14 protein-coding genes are annotated in these 17,549 nt (G+C 54.1%); 13 read left to right on the plus strand and 1 reads right to left on the minus strand.

Going from position 1 to position 17,549, the window contains the following annotated elements; genetic code table 11:
* Nucleotide 1 precedes the first annotated feature (1 nt).
* From B5E65_RS11175 to B5E65_RS11190, 4 genes are all read left to right on the plus strand, one after another.
* Nucleotides 2–1,537: a Na+/H+ antiporter NhaC family protein gene (locus B5E65_RS11175; RefSeq protein WP_087171848.1), complete on the plus strand. Its 1,536-nt coding sequence runs from the start codon at nucleotides 2–4 to the stop codon at nucleotides 1,535–1,537.
* 37 nt (nucleotides 1,538–1,574) lie between these two features.
* Nucleotides 1,575–2,432 (plus strand): sugar phosphate isomerase/epimerase family protein, encoded by an 858-nt coding sequence (locus B5E65_RS11180; protein WP_058965521.1) that lies wholly within the window; start codon nucleotides 1,575–1,577, stop codon nucleotides 2,430–2,432.
* 185 nt (nucleotides 2,433–2,617) lie between these two features.
* Nucleotides 2,618–2,866 carry a hypothetical protein gene (locus B5E65_RS16410; RefSeq protein WP_206406305.1) on the plus strand — a complete coding sequence of 83 codons (249 nt, stop codon included), beginning with the start codon at nucleotides 2,618–2,620 and terminating at the stop codon, nucleotides 2,864–2,866.
* Between the two features lie 252 nt (nucleotides 2,867–3,118).
* Nucleotides 3,119–6,898 carry a YobI family P-loop NTPase gene (locus tag B5E65_RS11190; protein WP_143403011.1) on the plus strand — a complete coding sequence of 1,260 codons (3,780 nt, stop codon included), beginning with the start codon at nucleotides 3,119–3,121 and terminating at the stop codon, nucleotides 6,896–6,898.
* Nucleotides 6,899–6,990: 92 nt separating this feature from the next.
* Here the strand turns inward: B5E65_RS11190 and B5E65_RS11195 are convergent, their stop codons facing one another.
* Nucleotides 6,991–7,944, minus strand: coding sequence for a LysR family transcriptional regulator (locus B5E65_RS11195; RefSeq protein ID WP_087171850.1), 954 nt, complete (start codon nucleotides 7,942–7,944; stop codon nucleotides 6,991–6,993).
* A gap of 316 nt (nucleotides 7,945–8,260) precedes the next feature.
* On the opposite strand from B5E65_RS11195, the gene B5E65_RS11200 reads away from it, so the two are divergent.
* From B5E65_RS11200 to B5E65_RS11240, 9 genes are all read left to right on the plus strand, one after another.
* The gene (locus B5E65_RS11200) at nucleotides 8,261–9,853 is read left to right on the plus strand and encodes an ABC transporter substrate-binding protein (protein WP_158098583.1); all 1,593 of its coding nucleotides are present in this window, start codon (nucleotides 8,261–8,263) and stop codon (nucleotides 9,851–9,853) included.
* Between the two features lie 96 nt (nucleotides 9,854–9,949).
* The gene (locus tag B5E65_RS11205) at nucleotides 9,950–10,909 is read left to right on the plus strand and encodes an ABC transporter permease (protein ID WP_087171852.1); all 960 of its coding nucleotides are present in this window, start codon (nucleotides 9,950–9,952) and stop codon (nucleotides 10,907–10,909) included.
* A complete protein-coding gene (locus B5E65_RS11210; protein ID WP_242957539.1) occupies nucleotides 10,902–11,795 on the plus strand; it encodes an ABC transporter permease in 894 nt (297 codons plus the stop codon). The genes B5E65_RS11205 and B5E65_RS11210 overlap by 8 nt, the downstream gene beginning before the upstream one ends.
* 18 nt (nucleotides 11,796–11,813) lie before the next feature.
* Entirely contained in the window at nucleotides 11,814–12,821 is a 1,008-nt protein-coding gene (locus B5E65_RS11215; RefSeq protein WP_087171853.1) for an ABC transporter ATP-binding protein, read from the plus strand.
* A gap of 1 nt (nucleotide 12,822) precedes the next feature.
* A complete protein-coding gene (locus tag B5E65_RS11220; RefSeq protein WP_087171854.1) occupies nucleotides 12,823–13,773 on the plus strand; it encodes an ABC transporter ATP-binding protein in 951 nt (316 codons plus the stop codon).
* Nucleotides 13,773–14,717: an alpha/beta hydrolase gene (locus B5E65_RS11225; RefSeq protein ID WP_087171855.1), complete on the plus strand. Its 945-nt coding sequence runs from the start codon at nucleotides 13,773–13,775 to the stop codon at nucleotides 14,715–14,717. The genes B5E65_RS11220 and B5E65_RS11225 overlap by 1 nt, the downstream gene beginning before the upstream one ends.
* Before the next feature lie 10 nt (nucleotides 14,718–14,727).
* Nucleotides 14,728–15,222, plus strand: a complete 495-nt coding sequence (locus tag B5E65_RS11230; protein WP_087171856.1) for a hypothetical protein — start codon at nucleotides 14,728–14,730, stop codon at nucleotides 15,220–15,222.
* 20 nt (nucleotides 15,223–15,242) lie between these two features.
* Nucleotides 15,243–16,028 (plus strand): alpha/beta hydrolase, encoded by a 786-nt coding sequence (locus tag B5E65_RS11235; protein WP_087171857.1) that lies wholly within the window; start codon nucleotides 15,243–15,245, stop codon nucleotides 16,026–16,028.
* Nucleotides 16,028–17,527, plus strand: a complete 1,500-nt coding sequence (locus B5E65_RS11240) for a sulfatase (RefSeq protein WP_087171858.1) — start codon at nucleotides 16,028–16,030, stop codon at nucleotides 17,525–17,527. The genes B5E65_RS11235 and B5E65_RS11240 overlap by 1 nt, the downstream gene beginning before the upstream one ends.
* The last annotated feature ends 22 nt before the right edge of the window (nucleotides 17,528–17,549 follow it).

The following is a 17,549-nucleotide window of genomic DNA, read 5'->3' on the forward strand; positions in this document are numbered from 1 at the left end:
CTTGACATCTGTATACGCGGGGGCACTTTCCATTCTTCCGCCAGTTCTGGCTATCGTACTGGCTCTGCTCACCAAGGAAGTTGTCTCCTCTCTGTTGATTGGTATTTTGTCCGGCACGATTGTTTATGCAGTAATGGCGGAGCTAAATCCGGTTGTAGCACCAATTCAGATCATGTTCGACATGACAATACAAACTGTGGACCTATATATCATTCTGTTCTGTTGTCTGCTGGGGGCTCTGGTCCACGTCGTCTCCATGGCTGGTGGCTCCATTGCTTACGGCAACTGGGCCAGCCGCAAGCTGAAAAGCAAGCGCTCGGCTATGCTGGCCACCGGGTTGTTGGGCTGCCTCATTTTCATCGACGATTACTTCAATTGTCTTACTGTCGGCACCGTCATGCAGCCAGTCACTGACCATCACCGAGTTTCCCGGGCGAAGCTGGCTTATATCATCGACAGCACTGCTGCCCCAGTCTGCATTATCGCCCCCATTTCCTCCTGGGCAGCAGCTGTGGGCAGCAATCTGCGGGATACCGCCGCCTTCCCTAGTGATTTTGCCGCATTCTGCGCTACTATTCCATACAATCTCTATGCGCTGTTGACCATTGTTACCGTAATCGTTGTTTGCTCTGCACACCTAGATTTTGGTCGGATTGCCCAGCTAGAAGCCCGTGCTGAACAGACGGGCGACTTGGGTGTGGTGAATTCTTCCGCTCAGGAACTCCCCCAGGGTAGCCGCCAGGGTCGGGTATGGGATATGTTACTCCCTATCGGCGTGCTGATTCTTTGCTCGATCCTAAGTATGCTTTACAGCGGTGGCTTTTGGGGAACAGACCCTGCCTTCTACGGCAACTTCCCCGCGGCGTTGGGCAACTGTAACGCTGGCCAGGCTCTCACCTGGGGTGGATTTGCAGCGTTACTTTGCGCCTTTGTGCAATTTGTTCCCCGTGGGTTGATACGCTTTCGTGACTTCATGGACGGCGTGACCAAAGGGATCGCCGCCATGGTTCCCGCCATCATGATTTTGGTCCTTGCCTGGACCATCAGTGGTGTTTGCCGAGACCTACTGCAAACGGATGTATTTGTAAAAAACATCATGGCATCCAGCAACATTCCCGGTGCAGTTCTTCCCGCACTGATTTTTGTGGCAGCAGCCTTCCTGAGCTTTTCTACCGGAACTGCTTGGGGCACCTTTGGAATCCTGATTCCCATTATCATTCCAGTGGCAGCTACTCTGAGCCCAAATCTGGTCATCGTTTCTCTGTCGGCCACTCTGGGTGGAAGCGTTTTTGGCGATCACTGCTCTCCTATTTCAGACACAACGATTCTGTCCAGTACAGGTGCTGGCTGCAATCATCTGGAACATGTGACTACCCAACTGCCCTACGCTCTATTGGTAGGCGCCTGTTGCATTGTCGGCTATCTGGTAGCAGGATTCACTAATGGCAATCTACCGTTGATGCTTCTAACCAGCCTTAGCTGCTTGCTGACCACCCTTTTTATTCTTCATCGCCAAAGTGTATGTTCTTCCCTATAAGATACTCATTTCATTTTGAAAAAGGAGGGGTTGCACCATGTCTGTCATCACATTGGATCAGCTTGCCGTCATGAGCGTCCAGTATGTTCAGTACACCTTCGATTATTTCTTGGATTCCATGGATCGATGTGGCATCCACAATATCGATTTATGGGGCGGAAGCCCCCACTTTTGCCGCTTGGACTACCCCTGGGGTCCCGCTGCTGCCCGCCGCATCCGGGAGTTGCGTCGGCAAATTGAGGACCGTGGAATGAAGGTCGTAATCTATACGCCTGAAACCTTAGGCTACCCCTTCAGCTACAGCTCTCCTGACCGCGCTCTGCGGGACCGAACACTCGATTACATGGAAGCCAGCATGGAAGACGCATTGGAATTCGGCACGGACAAACTATTTTTAAATACTGGCTGTCACCCCCGTAACTTAAACCGGGAAGATGGCTGGGCACGAACGGTAGATAGCCTCCAACAGTTGGCACAACGTGCGGAACGGATGGGCGTTACCCTAATGCTGGAACAGCTGCAACCCTATGAAAGCAACCTGTTGTTGAACCTGGAAGACATGAAACAGATGCTGCACCAGGTTGATTCCCCTGCGCTCGCGACCTGTGTGGATCTGGTCGCCATGGAGGTAGCCGGAGACAATCTAGAAAGCTTCTACCAACAACTGGGTAACAAAATCCAGTGGATTCATTATTCTGACAGTCATCACGAAATTGTTGGTTCCGGTAACTTTGGTCGTAAAAAACTCGAAGGCTATATCCGTACACTGGAACATTTCGGGTATAGTGGCTGCATCGATCTTGAGATCAACGACTCCATCTACTGGGAGGATCCTCACACATCCATTCAGCAATCGGTGGAATATCTGCGTAATTTTCTGCCTGAAAGGCAATGAAAGCAGCTTTTGAGCAGCAATACCGCGAGAGCCTTGTGCACAACACTTCATATATTTTCTCCCTTTGTAATATGTGAAGCACCTAAAAAACAGAACCCTCTGGAAATGAACAGGTCCAGTAAAAATGGACAGTGACAAAAGACCCCCTGATGTAGGAAAATAGAACTACATCAGGGGGTCTTATCATGAAGAAGCGGAACTACACACACGTACAGGCGCTGCTGCCAGAAATCAAAGCCATGCTGGCAGAAGGGAAAACCCAACGGGAAGTTGCGGAACACTACGGATTTCAGGATAAAATGTTACCTTCACCTTTGCAATCTACGCTAGTGTTTTTCTCATTGTATCAGAATATGGGTACGATAAGAAGGATGTTTAACGGATGTAGGCTCGGAACAGCACAATTTTGTCCGCTTGTTATATCAAAAGCGTAAAAAGTTGTGCGGATTGCGATTAGCCGTTTCCATTCTAACAATTTGCTAGCAAGGATTGTTAGAATGTTAGAATCATGATTAGAAAGGCGCGGAGTGCATCATTTGACATGCTATTCTATGACTTGTTGACAAAACAGCACTTGGCAAGTTGAACAGAGCACATACTGCGTATATCATTTGCTTTGTGCTATACTGAGAATAATAAACAGGATTGGTATTCCTGGCGCTAATGTAAATCAGAAAATAAAGAGGGTGAGTCCAATTATTTCTATTGATCGTATTTGCGGTGCAGTAAGTAAGGTCGCTTCTGCGTTGCAACACAAGTGCCCTTTTGTTCCAAAGGGGGATGCACAAAAAGGGGAAGATTATACCGAATATAGGGCTTTACTTCCAATCGACAATATTGAAAACGGCGATGAATATATCGCGGCATTACGCTGGGCGTTTGAAAACAAGAAAATCAGGAACATCGCATTGACCGGGCCTTATGGATCAGGTAAGAGCAGCATTATTGAAACCTTCCTGACAGAAGATGAAGAAGCTGTTAAAAAGAAGGGCCGGCTAAAAAGACTGCTTGCTCAAAATAAGGTCATAAGAAAATCTGCCCTCAAAATCTCGATGGCAACTTTTGAAAAAGGGAATCCAACACAGGATGGGAAGAATGAACTGATTTCCGTTAATGAGGATGAAGTAGAAAAAGGAATCCTGAAACAGCTTTTTTACAAGGTTGAGCCCGGAAAAATTCCTCAAAGTAGATACAGAAAACTCCATAAAATCCGACGCCTGACGGTGTTTCGCAATATTGCCATAGGACTTATTCTGATTAGTCTACTGGTAGCCATTTTCGGCGCTTCAATATTTGAAAAATACATAAGGGCGATAACAGACTTCTTGCCCGCACGTTTTTCTGCGCCTGTTTTCACAGTGATGATGATGGCGCTGCTGCTTATAGTGCTTTCGGGAGTGGGAAGTTATCTGTATATTACGGTGATTTCCCGGTTCAAAGTGAAGGAAGTAAAATTGCCGACCGATACAACGGTCCAAAGTGACAACGAAACACCGGATTCTGTCTTTAATAAGAACCTGGATGAGATCATGTATTTCTTCGAGAGTACAGGATATAGAACCGTGTTTTTTGAGGATCTGGATCGCCTCACAGACCCCAAAATATTTGTCCATCTTCGTGAATTGAACAACCTGCTCAACAACGATGACGCTATCAGGAAAAGACCCATTGTGTTCGTTTACGCGGTTCGTGATGATATTTTCTCCAGGGAAGATAGGACAAAATTCTTTGACTTTATCATTCCGGTCATCCCGGTGATCAACTCCACCAACTCGGGTGAAATACTGCTCCAGATGCTACAGAAAGCAGCTGAAAACGACCACAAACATGAGGTTTCGGAAGGGTTTGTGCTGGATGTAGCACCGTATATTTCCGATATGCGGGTCCTTCGGAACATCTACAATGAGTTTGTTGTCTATAAAAAAACGTTGCGCACAGCTCAGGGACTTTCGCTGTCAGATGAGCAGATGCTGGCAATGATGGTGTTCAAAAACCTTTATCCGAATGACTTTGCCGACATTCAGGATGAGAAGGGAATCATCAAAACGGCTTTTCTGGACAAGCAGGTTTTTCTTGCAAAGAAACAACAAGAGCTGCAAAAGCGAATCGATACATATACAGATACGATCACCGGGGCCCAGCAAGATGCGATGAAAACCATCCGGGAACTCAAGTATGCGATGGTTGGAACTTTTATGGAGGGGTTCCATGAGTTTGAAGGTTTCAGCGCAGATTTTTCTTATCACCCATCTATTGCGGCCGAGGTGGTAATGCATGATGACTTTGATATGACAGAACTCCTGAAAAAGGGCTGCAAGCATATCTGCGTATATGTTTATAATCGCGGAAGCCAATGCTACAAAATCGATACAACAAGTTTGAATTCCTATATAGAACGCTGGAAGCGGATAAAAGAAGTTTCGGAAAAGGGACTCCAAAACCTACAAGAGGAATTGCAAGAACTCCGTGATGAACAGCACTCTTTGTCGGGAATGACATTTGTACAGATGTTAAAGAGATTTCCCGTCAAGGATGTACTGTCGGATGAGGTGCGCAGCAACAAACTGCTTGTCTTCCTGCTTCGGCGAGGGTATATCGATGAAAAGTATGCCAACTACATAAATTACTTTAAGGGCACCAGCATCACCAAAGATGATATGAACTTTATCCTCTCGGTGAAAAATCAAACGCCGCTGGCTTTCGATTATTCGTTGACCAAGACGCCAATGGTTGTAGAACGACTGCAGCCCTATGAGTTTGAGCAAAAGGCGATTTGCAACTTTGCTCTGATGGAAGAACTGTTGGCCAAGAGCCCTTCGGACAAGCTGACGGCTTTTCTTGCGCAGCTGTCGGATGAAAGTGAGAACAGCTGGAACTTTATTGATGAATTTATTGACAAAACGAAACGGTTGGATCGTTTTATTGGTTTGTTGGCGGACAAATGGCCGGGAATGTGGGCATTTATTTCTGCCAATGAAACCTTAACGTATGAACGGCAATTGCAATATCTGCGCACGCTGTTGAATGTATCGGATGCTATGGCCATTAAAGCCCAGAATCAGGACGGATGCATGGCTTGCTATTTCGAGCAGCACGAAGATATCCTTCAACAATTGGCATCGTGCAACACGGCAAATGTGATAGCGACCATAAACGACCTGGAGGTTCGCTTTGAAGCCTTGCAGATCGCCGGCGTACCGAATGAAGTGTTGGACTGCGTTTTTGATGGCTGCCATTATGTGCTCAGCGATACAATGATCCACACGGTCGTAAGTTATAAGGACACCGATATGCTTGAGAGGCTTGCGGAGCAGCCTTATACAACGATCGTTGACTTGGGATATGAACCGCTGATCCAGTATGTTTATGAGAATTTTGCGTCCTACGTCCGTGATGTGGTTCTGGCACATGCAACGCTTTCAGATCGAGTAGAAGACATTGTGGACATGCTTGTCCGTTTGAAAGATCAACAAGATCTGCAGCTGAAGCTGGTCCGGAAAGAAAATTTCCACCTGGACAGCATTGAAGCGTGTGCGGGAGAGCAGGTCAGAGCGGAAAGCGAGAAGTGGAAGCCAGTTTGGAATGCGCTGTTGGAAAAGAACGCTGTCGGCATAAACTGGGAGAATGTTATTTCCTATTGGGAGGTATACAAACTCGGCGAGGAACTGAAACGGTATATTTCTCTCCATGCGGATGAACTGTCCAAAGCGGACCCCGAGGTTGTTCCGGATGACTTTATACAGGAATTCATTTTGGCAGATGTTGAGCCGACCATCCAAGAAAGACTCCTTCCCGTTCTACGAATGAAGAACTTTACTCTCGCCATCTCGTCCATAGATGATCCGACGCTGCGCATTATGATTGACTGCCAATATTTTGCATTTACAGATAAGGCCTATTCGGAAGTTGCCAGTAAATCACCAGATCTTGGCCTAAGCTTCATTCTGCATAACCAGGATGCATATATGGAGCAGTGCGAGAAAATTCCTATGACGACAAATTTGCTGGAGGATCTTTTGCTTAGCAGCCTTCGACAGGAATATAAGTCCGAATTGTTTTCCGTATACGCAGAAAAGCATATGACAACGAAAATCGCTCTGCAAATGAAGAGGCTTTGTATGCCGGTAACGCAAGATATCTTTGATGCGGCATGGGATTGTGTCGATGAAGGAGAACGCGAACAACTGCTGCTGGAAAACTGTCTGGTATTGGACGCCGTTGATCTCGAACAGAAGTTCAGGGAGATGGGCGGAAACTATACAACCCTTGCGGATCGTACGCGACGGCATGAAGCCGAGCTGTCCGCAACACCGCAGCACGCACTGCTGGCAGAGCATTTGCGGACGATCGGATATATCACAAACTGGGAGGAAAAAGAAGAAAAGAGTTTTGAACCTGTACGGGAAAAAGAAATGACCCCAAAACTTTTGAAATTACGAATCAGGCCGATAAAACTACGGGATTGAATGGGCACGAAACGATCTGCACAATAAAAATCGCATGGCAACATCTTCTGCGTTGCCATGCGATTTTGTTTTTACCAGGCAGACTCCCGGCTTTATTCTTCGAAGAATTCCTGGTTGATGATCTGGCTGATGCGGCTGACATAGGTGCTTTGGCGGGGAAACTGGGCTTTGATGTACTCCACAAGATCCTTGTATTTGTATTGCATCTTGCCGCTTGTCACATAGGAGATGCCTACATCCCGCCGCATGTCGGCGTGCTCAATCGGCAGGAAAACATAGTTGCTGCGTGTGCGCAGGTTCTGCTCATAGTTTTCCCGGGTGGAGAGGAATCCCGCCTGATCCGGTGTCAGCATGCGCTTGTAGTAGGCGGTGTAGTCGTCTTCGGTCACATACTTCAGATGAATGTCGATCGTCTGGCAGATCTGGTCGCAGAGTTTGCGGAAATTGTGATGCACGGTGAGCCCGTGCAGGGGGACTGTCTCCAGCTCCTGCACGGTGACCGACCCCTGCCGGGCGAGAGGATGGTTTTCGGAAAGAACCAGACCGATGGGTTCGGACATGATATTCTCGGTGGAGATCAGGGGATGGAGGATGGGGTAAAAGGAGAGGGCGAAATCGGTCTGGTTGGCCAGCAGCATGGCAGTCGCCTGTTTTACATCCACGTAGCTCAGCCGGACCTGCAGATCGCCAAACTGGTTCAAAAAGAAATTGGAGATATGAAAGACCGGGAAGAAAAAGGCACTGCCCGAAAAACTCACGTTTACATGGTTGTCCATCGGACGCACCAGCCCGGAAGCCTCGCTCACCAGCACGTCGTGGGCTTTGCGAAACTGCTCAAAGCGCGGCAGCAGGATCTCGGCCTCCTTGCTGAGGACCAGTTTGTTTTTGTCCCGGTAAAACAGAGAGAGGCCCAGTTCCTTTTCCAGCCGGGAGATGGAAAAGCTGAGAGCGGGCTGGGTGATGTACAGTTCTTTGGCCGCTTTGTTCATATTCATGTATTTTACGACCGTAAGAAAATGCAAAACCCTTGTATAATTCAGATTCATAAAATACACCTGCTTTTCGAATATGAGGGGGATCGGATAAAACAAGTATAACGTAAATTTATTGATGCATCAAGGATTTGGAAGGACTTTACTGGTTGCTTATTGGTCAATAAAAAGAATGAGTTGGACAAAATCCCCATTAAATATTACCATATAGATAGAATTTTTGAGCGAAACGATCTCTTTGAGGATAGAAAGAGGATCGAAAACCAGAAAAAGAGAGGAAGATGCTATAAGATACTGTGACAAAAAGATTGCGGGAGGTATACAACTCTCTGGTTTCATGAAAAGGGTAAATATAAAAAGGAGGACGACTATGTTTAGGCATTTGAAACGAACCATCGCGCTTCTTCTGGCTGTCTGCCTTCTGGCGGGACTGGTGGCCGGCTGCGGGAACGGTGCATCGGGAAGCAGCGCCGCCGGCGGAGAAGCGGGCGGCGAATCCCTGGCCGCCGACGGGGAACTGGTCATCGGGATGGCAAGCGCCTGGGAGACCCTGACTCCGTTCCGCAACATGACCGCCTACGGCATCCTGTATGCCCGCATGCTGTACGACTCGCTGGGCTACCGGATGGAGGATGGAAGCGTGATCCCGGTAGTGGCCAAGAGCTGGACTGTGCGGGAGGACGGTGTGACCTGGGATATCGAGATCTATGATTATGTGACCGATTCCGCGGGCAATGCCATCACGGCGGCGGACATTGTGTGGGTGCTGGAAGAGCAGAAGGCCCGTGGTCTGAAGCCCATCTTCAACCGCATCGACACCGTGGAACAGACCGGCGACTACACCTTGGCCGTTAAGTTCACGGCCGATATCGCCGGCACCATTGAGAGCATCCTGCAGCACACCTATGTGGTTTCCAAAGCGGCCTTTGAGGCCAGTGGGGATGAGTTCGCCACCGATGTGGTCTCCACATCGCCGTACAAAGTGGTCGACTTTGTCTCCGGTTCCTCGCTGACGCTGGAGAAACGGGATGACTACTGGCAGAAGCCCGAGCTGATCGATCCCAGCATGGCCAATAACCTGGACCGGGTGGTATTCCGGTACATTTCGGAGGCCTCGCAGCAGCAGATCGCTCTGAAGACCGACGAGGTGGACATCTTCGCCTCCATCGACGGGAGCCTGGTGCCCGCCTTTGAGGGCAACGACAGCTTTGTGGTGGCGCCGGCCAACTACAGTGTGGGCAGCCAGATATTCTTCTCCGGTTATGAGGGCAGCCCGGTGGCCAACGACGTGAACCTGCGCAAGGCGATCGCCTACGCGATCGACGAGCAGGGCATCATTGACGGCGTGTACAGCGGTCTGGCCGGTCGGACATATGACTGTGCGCCGGACAGTCTGCTGGGGTATCAGGAAGACTGGAAACAGGAAGATTACTACAGCTATGATCCGGAAAAAGCCAAGGAATACCTGGCTCAGAGCGATTACGACGGCCAGGAGCTGGTGATCATGGCGTCCAGTTCTACCCGTAATACCCGATTGCTGACCATGATCCAGGCCTATCTGCTGGAAGTGGGCATCAACGTGAAGATGAACCTGGTGGACCGGGCGCTGTACTCCGCTTCTATGAATGATGGAAGTGCTTATGATATGATTCAGGTCAGCGCCGGCGGCGCCGATTTCCCCTCTTTCTGGGCCAATCGTTTTGACAGCACTTCCTTCCCCAATGGCGACGCCACCGGGCGTAAAGATGAAACGCTGACCCGGATGATCCAGGAAGCCTCCACCACCGAGGGCTTTACCGCTGAGAACATCAATGCCATTCACGACTATGTGAACGAAAATCTGTATGGCTATAACATCTGCCAGCCCATGGTCGCGGACGTGTACAACAGCGCCATTGGAATGACGCAGGCCTCTGCGTTCTATGCAGGCGGTATTGATTACATCGCGAGCATCTACGAATAACCCCTGCAGCAAGCAGGGATCACACCCTTGCGGAAGGCCGGGCCGTCTCCCATACAGCGGGTCCCGGCCTTCTGCATACTGACAAGGAGAGAGATCATGGGAAAATACTTTCTCAAGCGCCTTGTGTGGATGATCCCGATCGTGCTGGGCGTGGCCATCCTGGTCTTTACCCTGATGACCTTCTGCCCGGGCGATCCGGCGGGGATCATCCTGGGCTCCTCTGCTACCGAACAGGACATGGAGATCCTGCGGGAGCAGATGGGGCTGAACGACCCGTACCTTGTGCGGCTGGGCCGTTTCCTCAGCGATACCTTCCTGCACTTTGATCTGGGCGAGTCCTGGGTCACCGGAGCGGACATCGGCGCCGAAATGCTGGAACGTCTGCCCCGGACGATGACCCTGTCCCTGGTCACGCTGGCCCTTTCGGTGCTGATCGGCATGCCGCTGGGCATCATTGCTGCTGTCAAGCAGAATCGCTGGCAGGACAACCTGTGTATGACCTTTGCTTTGGTGGGTATCTCCATCCCCAACTTCTGGCTGGCACTGCTGCTGATCCTGCTGTTCTCGGTGCAGTTGAACATCCTTCCCCCCATGGGCATCGGCAGCTGGCAGCATTACATCCTGCCTGCGATGGCCGGATGCATGGGCGGCGTGGCTCAGCTGGCCCGGCAGACCCGCTCCTCCATGCTGGATGTGATCCGTTCCGACTACATCACCACCGCCCGCTCCAAAGGCGTGCCGGAGTTCAAGGTCATCACCCGGCACGCGCTCAAAAACGGCCTGATCCCCATCATCACTGTGATCGGCACCCATTTCGGCCGGATGCTGGGCGGCGCGATGGTGATCGAGACCATCTTTTCCATCCCGGGCATGGGCACCTACATCGTAGGCGGTGTGGGCGCCCGCAACTATCCGGTGGTGCAGGCCGGCACGATCTTCCTGGCGATCGTGTTCAGCTTCTGCATGCTAGTGGTGGACATGGTGTACGCGGCGGTCGATCCGCGTATCAAAGCGCAATACGAACGTGGGAAAAGGAAGGTGAAACGCAATGCCTGACGCCGCTGTCATGCAGGCCGGTTCCGTGCCGGTCCGGACAAAAAAGAATTCAAAGGTTCTTCAGGTCCTGAAGCAGATGAGCTACAACCGGATGGCGATGCTGGGCGCGGTCATCCTGCTGATCGAGGTCGTGCTGGTGCTTCTTGCACCGCTGATCGCCCCCTACAGCTATTCGACGATCGATATGAGCGTGGCCATGCAGGGACCGTCCCTGGCGCATCCTTTCGGCACCGACGATGTGGGCCGGGATATCCTGTCCCGCATCCTGATCGGGGGCCGGTATTCCCTGGGCATGGGCATCCTGAGCATTCTGATCTCCATGGTGCTGGGCATCTCGATCGGTTCCATTGCCGGCTATTTCGGCGGTACGGTGGACAACCTGATCATGCGATTCCTGGATATCGTACAGTCGATGCCCGGCATGCTGATGACCATTGTGCTGTCCACCGTTCTGGGGCCGGGCTATTTTAACACCATCCTGGCCCTGGCCATCAACAACATTCCCTCCAACGCCCGGCTGCTGCGCGCGCAGATGCTCAAGGTGCGGGAGAACGAGTACATCGAGGCGGCCCGGTCGATCAACTGCAACAAGCTGCAGATCATCGTCAAGCACCTGATCCCCAACTCCTTTTCGCCGATGATCGTTACCTCCACCATGGGCGTGGCCCATATGATCACGGCTGCCGCCGGCCTGAGCTTTATCGGGTTGGGCGTTCAGCCTCCCACCCCGGAATGGGGTGCCATGCTGAGCGCTTCCCGCCAGTTCATCCGCAGCAGCCCCCATATGGTGATCTTCCCCGGTCTGGCGATCGCCATCACGGTGCTTTCCCTGAACCTGATGGGCGACGGCCTGCGGGACGCGCTGGACCCGAAACTCAAACGCTGACGGAAGGAGGAGCTGAGAATGAACGAGAAACATCCGCAGGATGCAGCACCTTTTCTGGAAGTAAAGCACCTTACCGTGGAGTATTTTACAAAGGAGCAGGTGGTACATGCGGTGAATGACGTTTCCTTCCACCTGGAAAAAGGCAGGACCCTTGGCCTGGTGGGGGAGACCGGCGCTGGCAAGACCTCCATCGCCAAGGCAATTCTCCGGATCCTGCCGGACGTGGGGGCCCGGATCGCCGGCGGGCAGGTACTGCTGGAGGGGACCGATATCATCGCTCTTTCGGAACACGATATGCGACAGATCCGGGGCGATAAGATCACCATGATCTTCCAGGACCCGATGACCGCGCTGAACCCGGTGCAGCGGGTGGGCGACCAGATCGCCGAGGTGGTGGCGCTGCACAGCAAGGGCAGCAAAGAAGAGTGCCAGAACCGAGCCAAAGAGATGCTGGAGATGGTGGGCATCCCTGCCGAGCGATACCGGGAATATCCTCACCAGTTCTCCGGCGGTATGAAACAGCGGGTGGTCATCGCCATGGCGCTGGCCTGCAACCCGGATCTGCTGCTGGCGGACGAACCCACCACCGCCCTGGATGTGACCATCCAGGCTCAGGTGCTGCACCTGATCGACAAGCTGCGGGAGAAGTTCAATACATCTATGCTTCTGATCACCCACGACATGGGGGTCATTGCCAACACCTGCGACGAGGTGGCGGTGATCTACGCGGGCACCATCCTAGAATATGGCACCAAAGAGCAGATCTTCGACCATCCCTGTCACCCCTATACCATCGGGCTATTCAAGGCTATTCCCAACATGAATGTGGAGGAAGAGTGGCTGCATCCGATCGAGGGCCTTCCGCCGGATCCTACCCATCTGCCGGACGGCTGTCCGTTCCATCCCCGCTGCCCCTATGCGGACGAGGGATGCCGCAAAGAGCCTGTCCCGATGCAGGCCACCCCCTACGGCCATCAGTGCCGGTGCCGCCGTATGGACGCGGTGCTGAAAGAAGAGGTGAAATGACATGGCTGTGATCGAGGTCAAAAACCTGAAAAAATACTTCTCCACCCCGCGGGGGGTATTGCATGCCGTGGACGATGTGACACTCTCCATCGAAAAGGGAAAAACGCTGGGGGTCGTGGGCGAGTCCGGCTGCGGAAAATCCACGCTGGGGCGCACGATCATCCACCTGATCCCCAAAACGGAAGGGCAGATCCTTCTGAACGGCAAGGATGTATCCAATGTGAAGGGGGCACAGCTGCGGGCGGCCCGGGAAAAGATGCAGATCATCTTTCAGGACCCGTATTCCTCTCTGGACCCGCGCATGACGGTAGAGGACACCATCCGGGAGCCGCTGACCGTGTCCAGACGGTACAAGCGCAGTGAGATCGACGAGATTACCGGCGAGCTGATGGGCTTTGTGGGGATCGACACCCGGCTGCGCACCGCCTATCCCCACGAGCTGGACGGCGGCCGCCGCCAGCGGGTGGGCATTGCCCGGGCGCTGGCACTGAATCCGGATTTTGTGGTTTGTGATGAGCCGGTGAGTGCCCTGGACGTGTCCATCCAGGCTCAGGTGCTCAATCTGCTGAAAAAGCTGCAGCAGCAGCGAGGGCTGGCGTACATGTTCGTCACCCACGATCTGTCGGTGGTCAAGCACATTTCGGACGATATTTGCGTGATGTATCTGGGACAGGTGGTGGAGCTGTGTTCCTCCCGGGAACTGTTCCGGAACCCTCTGCACCCTTACACCCGCGCGCTGCTGTCGGCGATCCCGTCCATCGACATCCACAACAAGATGAAGCCGGAGATCATCCAGGGCGAGATCGTGAGCCCCATCAATCCGAAACCCGGCTGCCGGTTTGCCGCCCGGTGCAAGTACGCCACCGAGGCCTGCCACCAACCCCAGAAGATGGAAGAAGTCGAATCCGGGCACTATGTGGCCTGCTGTCGGGTGCATGAGGTGAACGGTTGATGGGTACGGCTGAAAAGGAAACCGCTCGTCGGGACGAGCTGGACCTGTCCTGTTCCGTATACGGGTGCGGCTACCTGCACGACGTGGAGTATAAGCGGACCCGCACATTTCCCAAGGGCACCGGAATCTCCGCCCTGAAACAAAGCCTGCACCTTCAGATCCTGTTTCCCTCACCGGTGGGAGAGGCGGAGAAGGGGCCATTTCCCATTGTGGTCTTTGTTCCCGGCGGGGCCTGGCGAACGCCGCAGGTGTATTTCCGGGTGCCGTTTCTGGTGGATCTGGTCCGCCGCGGATTTCTTGTGGCGATGGCGGGCTACCGGGGATGTGAGTTGTTCCGCTGCGAAGACGCCGTCTCGGATGTGCGCAGCGCGGTGCGGTATATGCGTGCCCATGCGGCGGAGTATAACGGGGACCCGGACAACATCTTCCTGATGGGGGAGTCCGCGGGAGCCCACCTGGCCATGCTGGCGGTCTGCGGCGGGCCGGACTTTGACGATCCGGAGGAAACGGCGGCCGGGAGTGTGCCTGTCCGGGGCGTACTGGAGCTATACGGCCCCACCGATTGCAGCGGCCATGTGACCACCCCGGAATTCAGTGCCCTTTCGGACAAAGAGGCACTGACCAGCCCGCTGGCCATTCTGGTGCGGGGCTGCCTGCGCAGCGAGTTCGCGGACCGGCTGCGCCCGCTTTCGCCGCTGTGGCATCTGCAGCAGGGCGCTGTGCCTCCGCCCATGCTGCTGGCCCACGGAGACCAGGACCGGCTGGTGCCGGTCTGGCATGCCGAACGGATGTTTGAGGCGCTGGCCGGTGCGGGATGCCCGGTGGAGTACATCCGGCTGCGAAACGCCGGCCATGGAAGCTGGCTGTTCTATGAAACCTATATGATGGACCGTTACGCGCAGTTCATACGCAAACATACCGGGCCGGCGGCCCCGGGGATCTGAGGAAAAAACTATGAAACGCTGCTTTGTCGTGAATCAGGAAAAGGCGGTCGTGGCCGGCATCGTGAGCGGCACCAGCCTGGTGATGGCGCTGGTCATGGTGTATCTGGGCAGGATGGGCTCTCTGCTGGCGTTTGGCCTGCTGGCGGCACTGTTCGGCTGGATCGCCGCGCAAAATGCAGCTGTGATCGTACTGGACCAGACCGGGGTCACCAAAACACTGCTGGGGCGCCGGGTAAGTCACATGGACTGGAACCAGGTGCGGGAGGCGGGGGTGTGCGGAACCAACCCCCTGAACAAAGGCCGCCCGGAAAAAACCGGCCGCCTGTACATCTACTGCTCCGCCGAGCGGCTGGACGAAGACAGCCGGTATGCCATGATCTTGAAGTGGCCGCCGCCGGACGATCGGCAGCTTTGCTTTACCTATGATCCGCAGCGGCTGGAGGCTCTGCGTCTGTGGTGGACGGGAGAGCTGGAGGAGTACAATACAGGCACGCATCGCCTGTGAACCGACAAAAGGAGAAACCGATGACGGAGATAACACTGCAGTATTGTTCCAAGGCTCTGCGCCGGCATGTGACCGTCTGGATGCTGCTGCCGTTTGATACCTTCCATCCGGATCGCTGCCCGGCTCCGCCCTACAGGACGCTGTATTTTCTCAACGGGTATCTGGCAAACGCGCGGCAGATCCTGGATACCACGACCCTGTGTTTGTGGGCGCAGCGGTACGGCCTGGCTGTGGTGCTGCCGGACGGGGAAAATTCCTTTTATGTGGATCATCCGGAGCGGAACGCCCTGTACGGGACCTATGTGGCCGAGGAACTGGTGCAGGTCACCCGGCAGCTCTTTCCGCTCTCGGATCGTCGGGAGGATACCTTCCTGGGCGGGATCTCCATGGGGGGCTTCGGCGCCCTGATGCAGGGGATGCGCCATCCGGATACCTTTTCCCGGATCGCGGCGCTCTCGCCCGCTGCCCAGTTGTATGAAATGGTACGGCAGAACTGTCTGCCGCTTTCAGAAGTGGAGGCGGCTGTGGGCAGTGAAGAGCAGTATCTCCGGGAGTACGATCCCGGTTCCCTGATCCTGCGGGCGCATCAGTCCGGCCGGAAGCTGCCGGCCCTGTTCTTCTGCTGCGGTACCGAGGACCGCCTGACCTACCGGGTGGATCGGGCGTTGTATGAAACGCTGAAGAAGGCCGGTGTCCCTGTCCGATACAGTGAGGGTCCCGGCATGCACGACGCATTCTATTGGAATGAGGTCATCCCGGAGGCCCTGGAATTTCTGGTGAGCGGTGCCAGTAAGGAGGAATTGTGATGCGCGCCATTATGGTGATGTACGACTCGCTGAACCGGCATATGCTGGAACCTTACGGCTGTGACTGGACGCTTACGCCTAACTTTTGCCGGCTTGCACAGCGGGCGGTGCAGTTTGAGAACAACTACGTGGGCAGCATGCCCTGCATGCCGGCCCGCCGGGAGCTGCATACCGGCCGCTACAATTTCTTTCACCGGGGATGGGGACCGCTGGAACCCTTTGATGATTCCATGCCGGAGATATTAAAGAACGCCGGTATCTATACCCACCTGGTCAGCGACCATCAACATTACTGGGAGGATGGTGGGGCTACCTACCATGGGCGCTATTCCTCCTGGGAGATCTCCCGCGGCCAGGAAGGCGATCCCTGGAAGGCAGACCTGCATGTGGAATATTCCCGGCAGTCGGTGTTCCGGGCAAAGCAGAAAGCTGGCGGAAGCGGCGCATCCCCGCGGGTGATCCAGGACGAGAGAAATCGTCGTTTTATGGACACCGAAGAGAAGACCAGCCAGGCGGTCACCTTTGCCGCTGGTCTGGATTTTATTCGACGCAACCACGACCAGGACAACTGGTTTCTGCAAATCGAGACCTTTGATCCCCACGAACCCTTCTACACCCTCCCGGCGGACAAAGCCCTGTATCCCCATCACTTTACCGGCGATGCCGACCTGGAAGCGGACTGGCCGCCCTACGCACCGGTGGAGGAAGATGCGGAAACGGTGCAGCATGTACGGTACAATTACGCGGCCCTGGTGAGCAAGTGCGACCGGTATCTGGGCCAGGTGCTGGACATGATGGACCAGTATGACCTTTGGAAGGATACCATGCTGATCGTCAATACCGACCACGGCTTTTTGCTGGGCGAGCACGGCTGGTGGGGCAAATCGGCCATGCCGGTGTATGAGGAATTGGCGCACATTCCGCTCTTTATCCATGATCCCCGGCAGCCGGCATGCGACGGCCAGAAACGAAAGGCCATCACCCAGACCATCGATCTGGCGCCCACCCTGCTGGAGTTCTTCGGGGTGGAAATTCCGGAGGACATGGAGGGCCGGTCCCTGACCCGGGTGATCGCGGCGGATGAGCCGATCCGGAACTGCGCTGTTTTTGGCTACTTTGGCAGCCAGGTCAATGCGGCGGACGGGCGCTACCTGTACATGCACTCCGGTGAACGGCCGGAGGTCGCGGTCTACGAATATACGCTGATGCCCTGCCACATGCGGCAGATGTTTTCGCCGGAGCAGCTGCGCAACGCGCAGCTGGCGCCGCCATTCCGGTTTACCAAGGGATGTCCGGTGCTGCGCGTCCCGGCCAAAAAGCGCCGGGTGGATACCACAGGGTTCGGAAGTGCGCTCTATGATCTGCAAGGTGGAGCGGACAGCAACGTGCTGGAGGAGCACCCGGAGGTGGTGCAGGCTATGAAGCGGGAAATCTGTGCGGCCATGCGCCGCAGCGACGCGCCCGAAGAAGTTTTTCAACGGCTGGGCTTTGTGCGCTGAGCAAAGAAAACAGGAGGATACA

Origin of the sequence: Gemmiger sp. An120, assembly GCF_002160955.1 — a bacterium.
Taxonomy (GTDB): Bacteria; Bacillota; Clostridia; order Oscillospirales; family Ruminococcaceae; genus Gemmiger_A; species Gemmiger_A avium.

What these genes read in the sequence shown, in the direction of transcription:
- B5E65_RS11220 (WP_087171854.1), top strand. Translation starts at nt 12,823, where the DNA reads ATGGCTGTGATCGAGGTCAAAAACCTGAAAAAATACTTCTCCACCCCG.
- B5E65_RS11240 (WP_087171858.1), top strand. Translation starts at nt 16,028, where the DNA reads ATGCGCGCCATTATGGTGATGTACGACTCGCTGAACCGGCATATGCTG.
- B5E65_RS11210 (WP_242957539.1), top strand. Translation starts at nt 10,902, where the DNA reads ATGCCTGACGCCGCTGTCATGCAGGCCGGTTCCGTGCCGGTCCGGACA.
- B5E65_RS11200 (WP_158098583.1), top strand. Translation starts at nt 8,261, where the DNA reads ATGTTTAGGCATTTGAAACGAACCATCGCGCTTCTTCTGGCTGTCTGC.
- B5E65_RS11230 (WP_087171856.1), top strand. Translation starts at nt 14,728, where the DNA reads ATGAAACGCTGCTTTGTCGTGAATCAGGAAAAGGCGGTCGTGGCCGGC.
- B5E65_RS11235 (WP_087171857.1), top strand. Translation starts at nt 15,243, where the DNA reads ATGACGGAGATAACACTGCAGTATTGTTCCAAGGCTCTGCGCCGGCAT.
- B5E65_RS11215 (WP_087171853.1), top strand. Translation starts at nt 11,814, where the DNA reads ATGAACGAGAAACATCCGCAGGATGCAGCACCTTTTCTGGAAGTAAAG.
- B5E65_RS11225 (WP_087171855.1), top strand. Translation starts at nt 13,773, where the DNA reads ATGGGTACGGCTGAAAAGGAAACCGCTCGTCGGGACGAGCTGGACCTG.
- B5E65_RS11180 (WP_058965521.1), top strand. Translation starts at nt 1,575, where the DNA reads ATGTCTGTCATCACATTGGATCAGCTTGCCGTCATGAGCGTCCAGTAT.
- B5E65_RS11195 (WP_087171850.1), bottom strand. Translation starts at nt 7,944, where the DNA reads ATGAATCTGAATTATACAAGGGTTTTGCATTTTCTTACGGTCGTAAAA.
- B5E65_RS16410 (WP_206406305.1), top strand. Translation starts at nt 2,618, where the DNA reads ATGAAGAAGCGGAACTACACACACGTACAGGCGCTGCTGCCAGAAATC.
- B5E65_RS11205 (WP_087171852.1), top strand. Translation starts at nt 9,950, where the DNA reads ATGGGAAAATACTTTCTCAAGCGCCTTGTGTGGATGATCCCGATCGTG.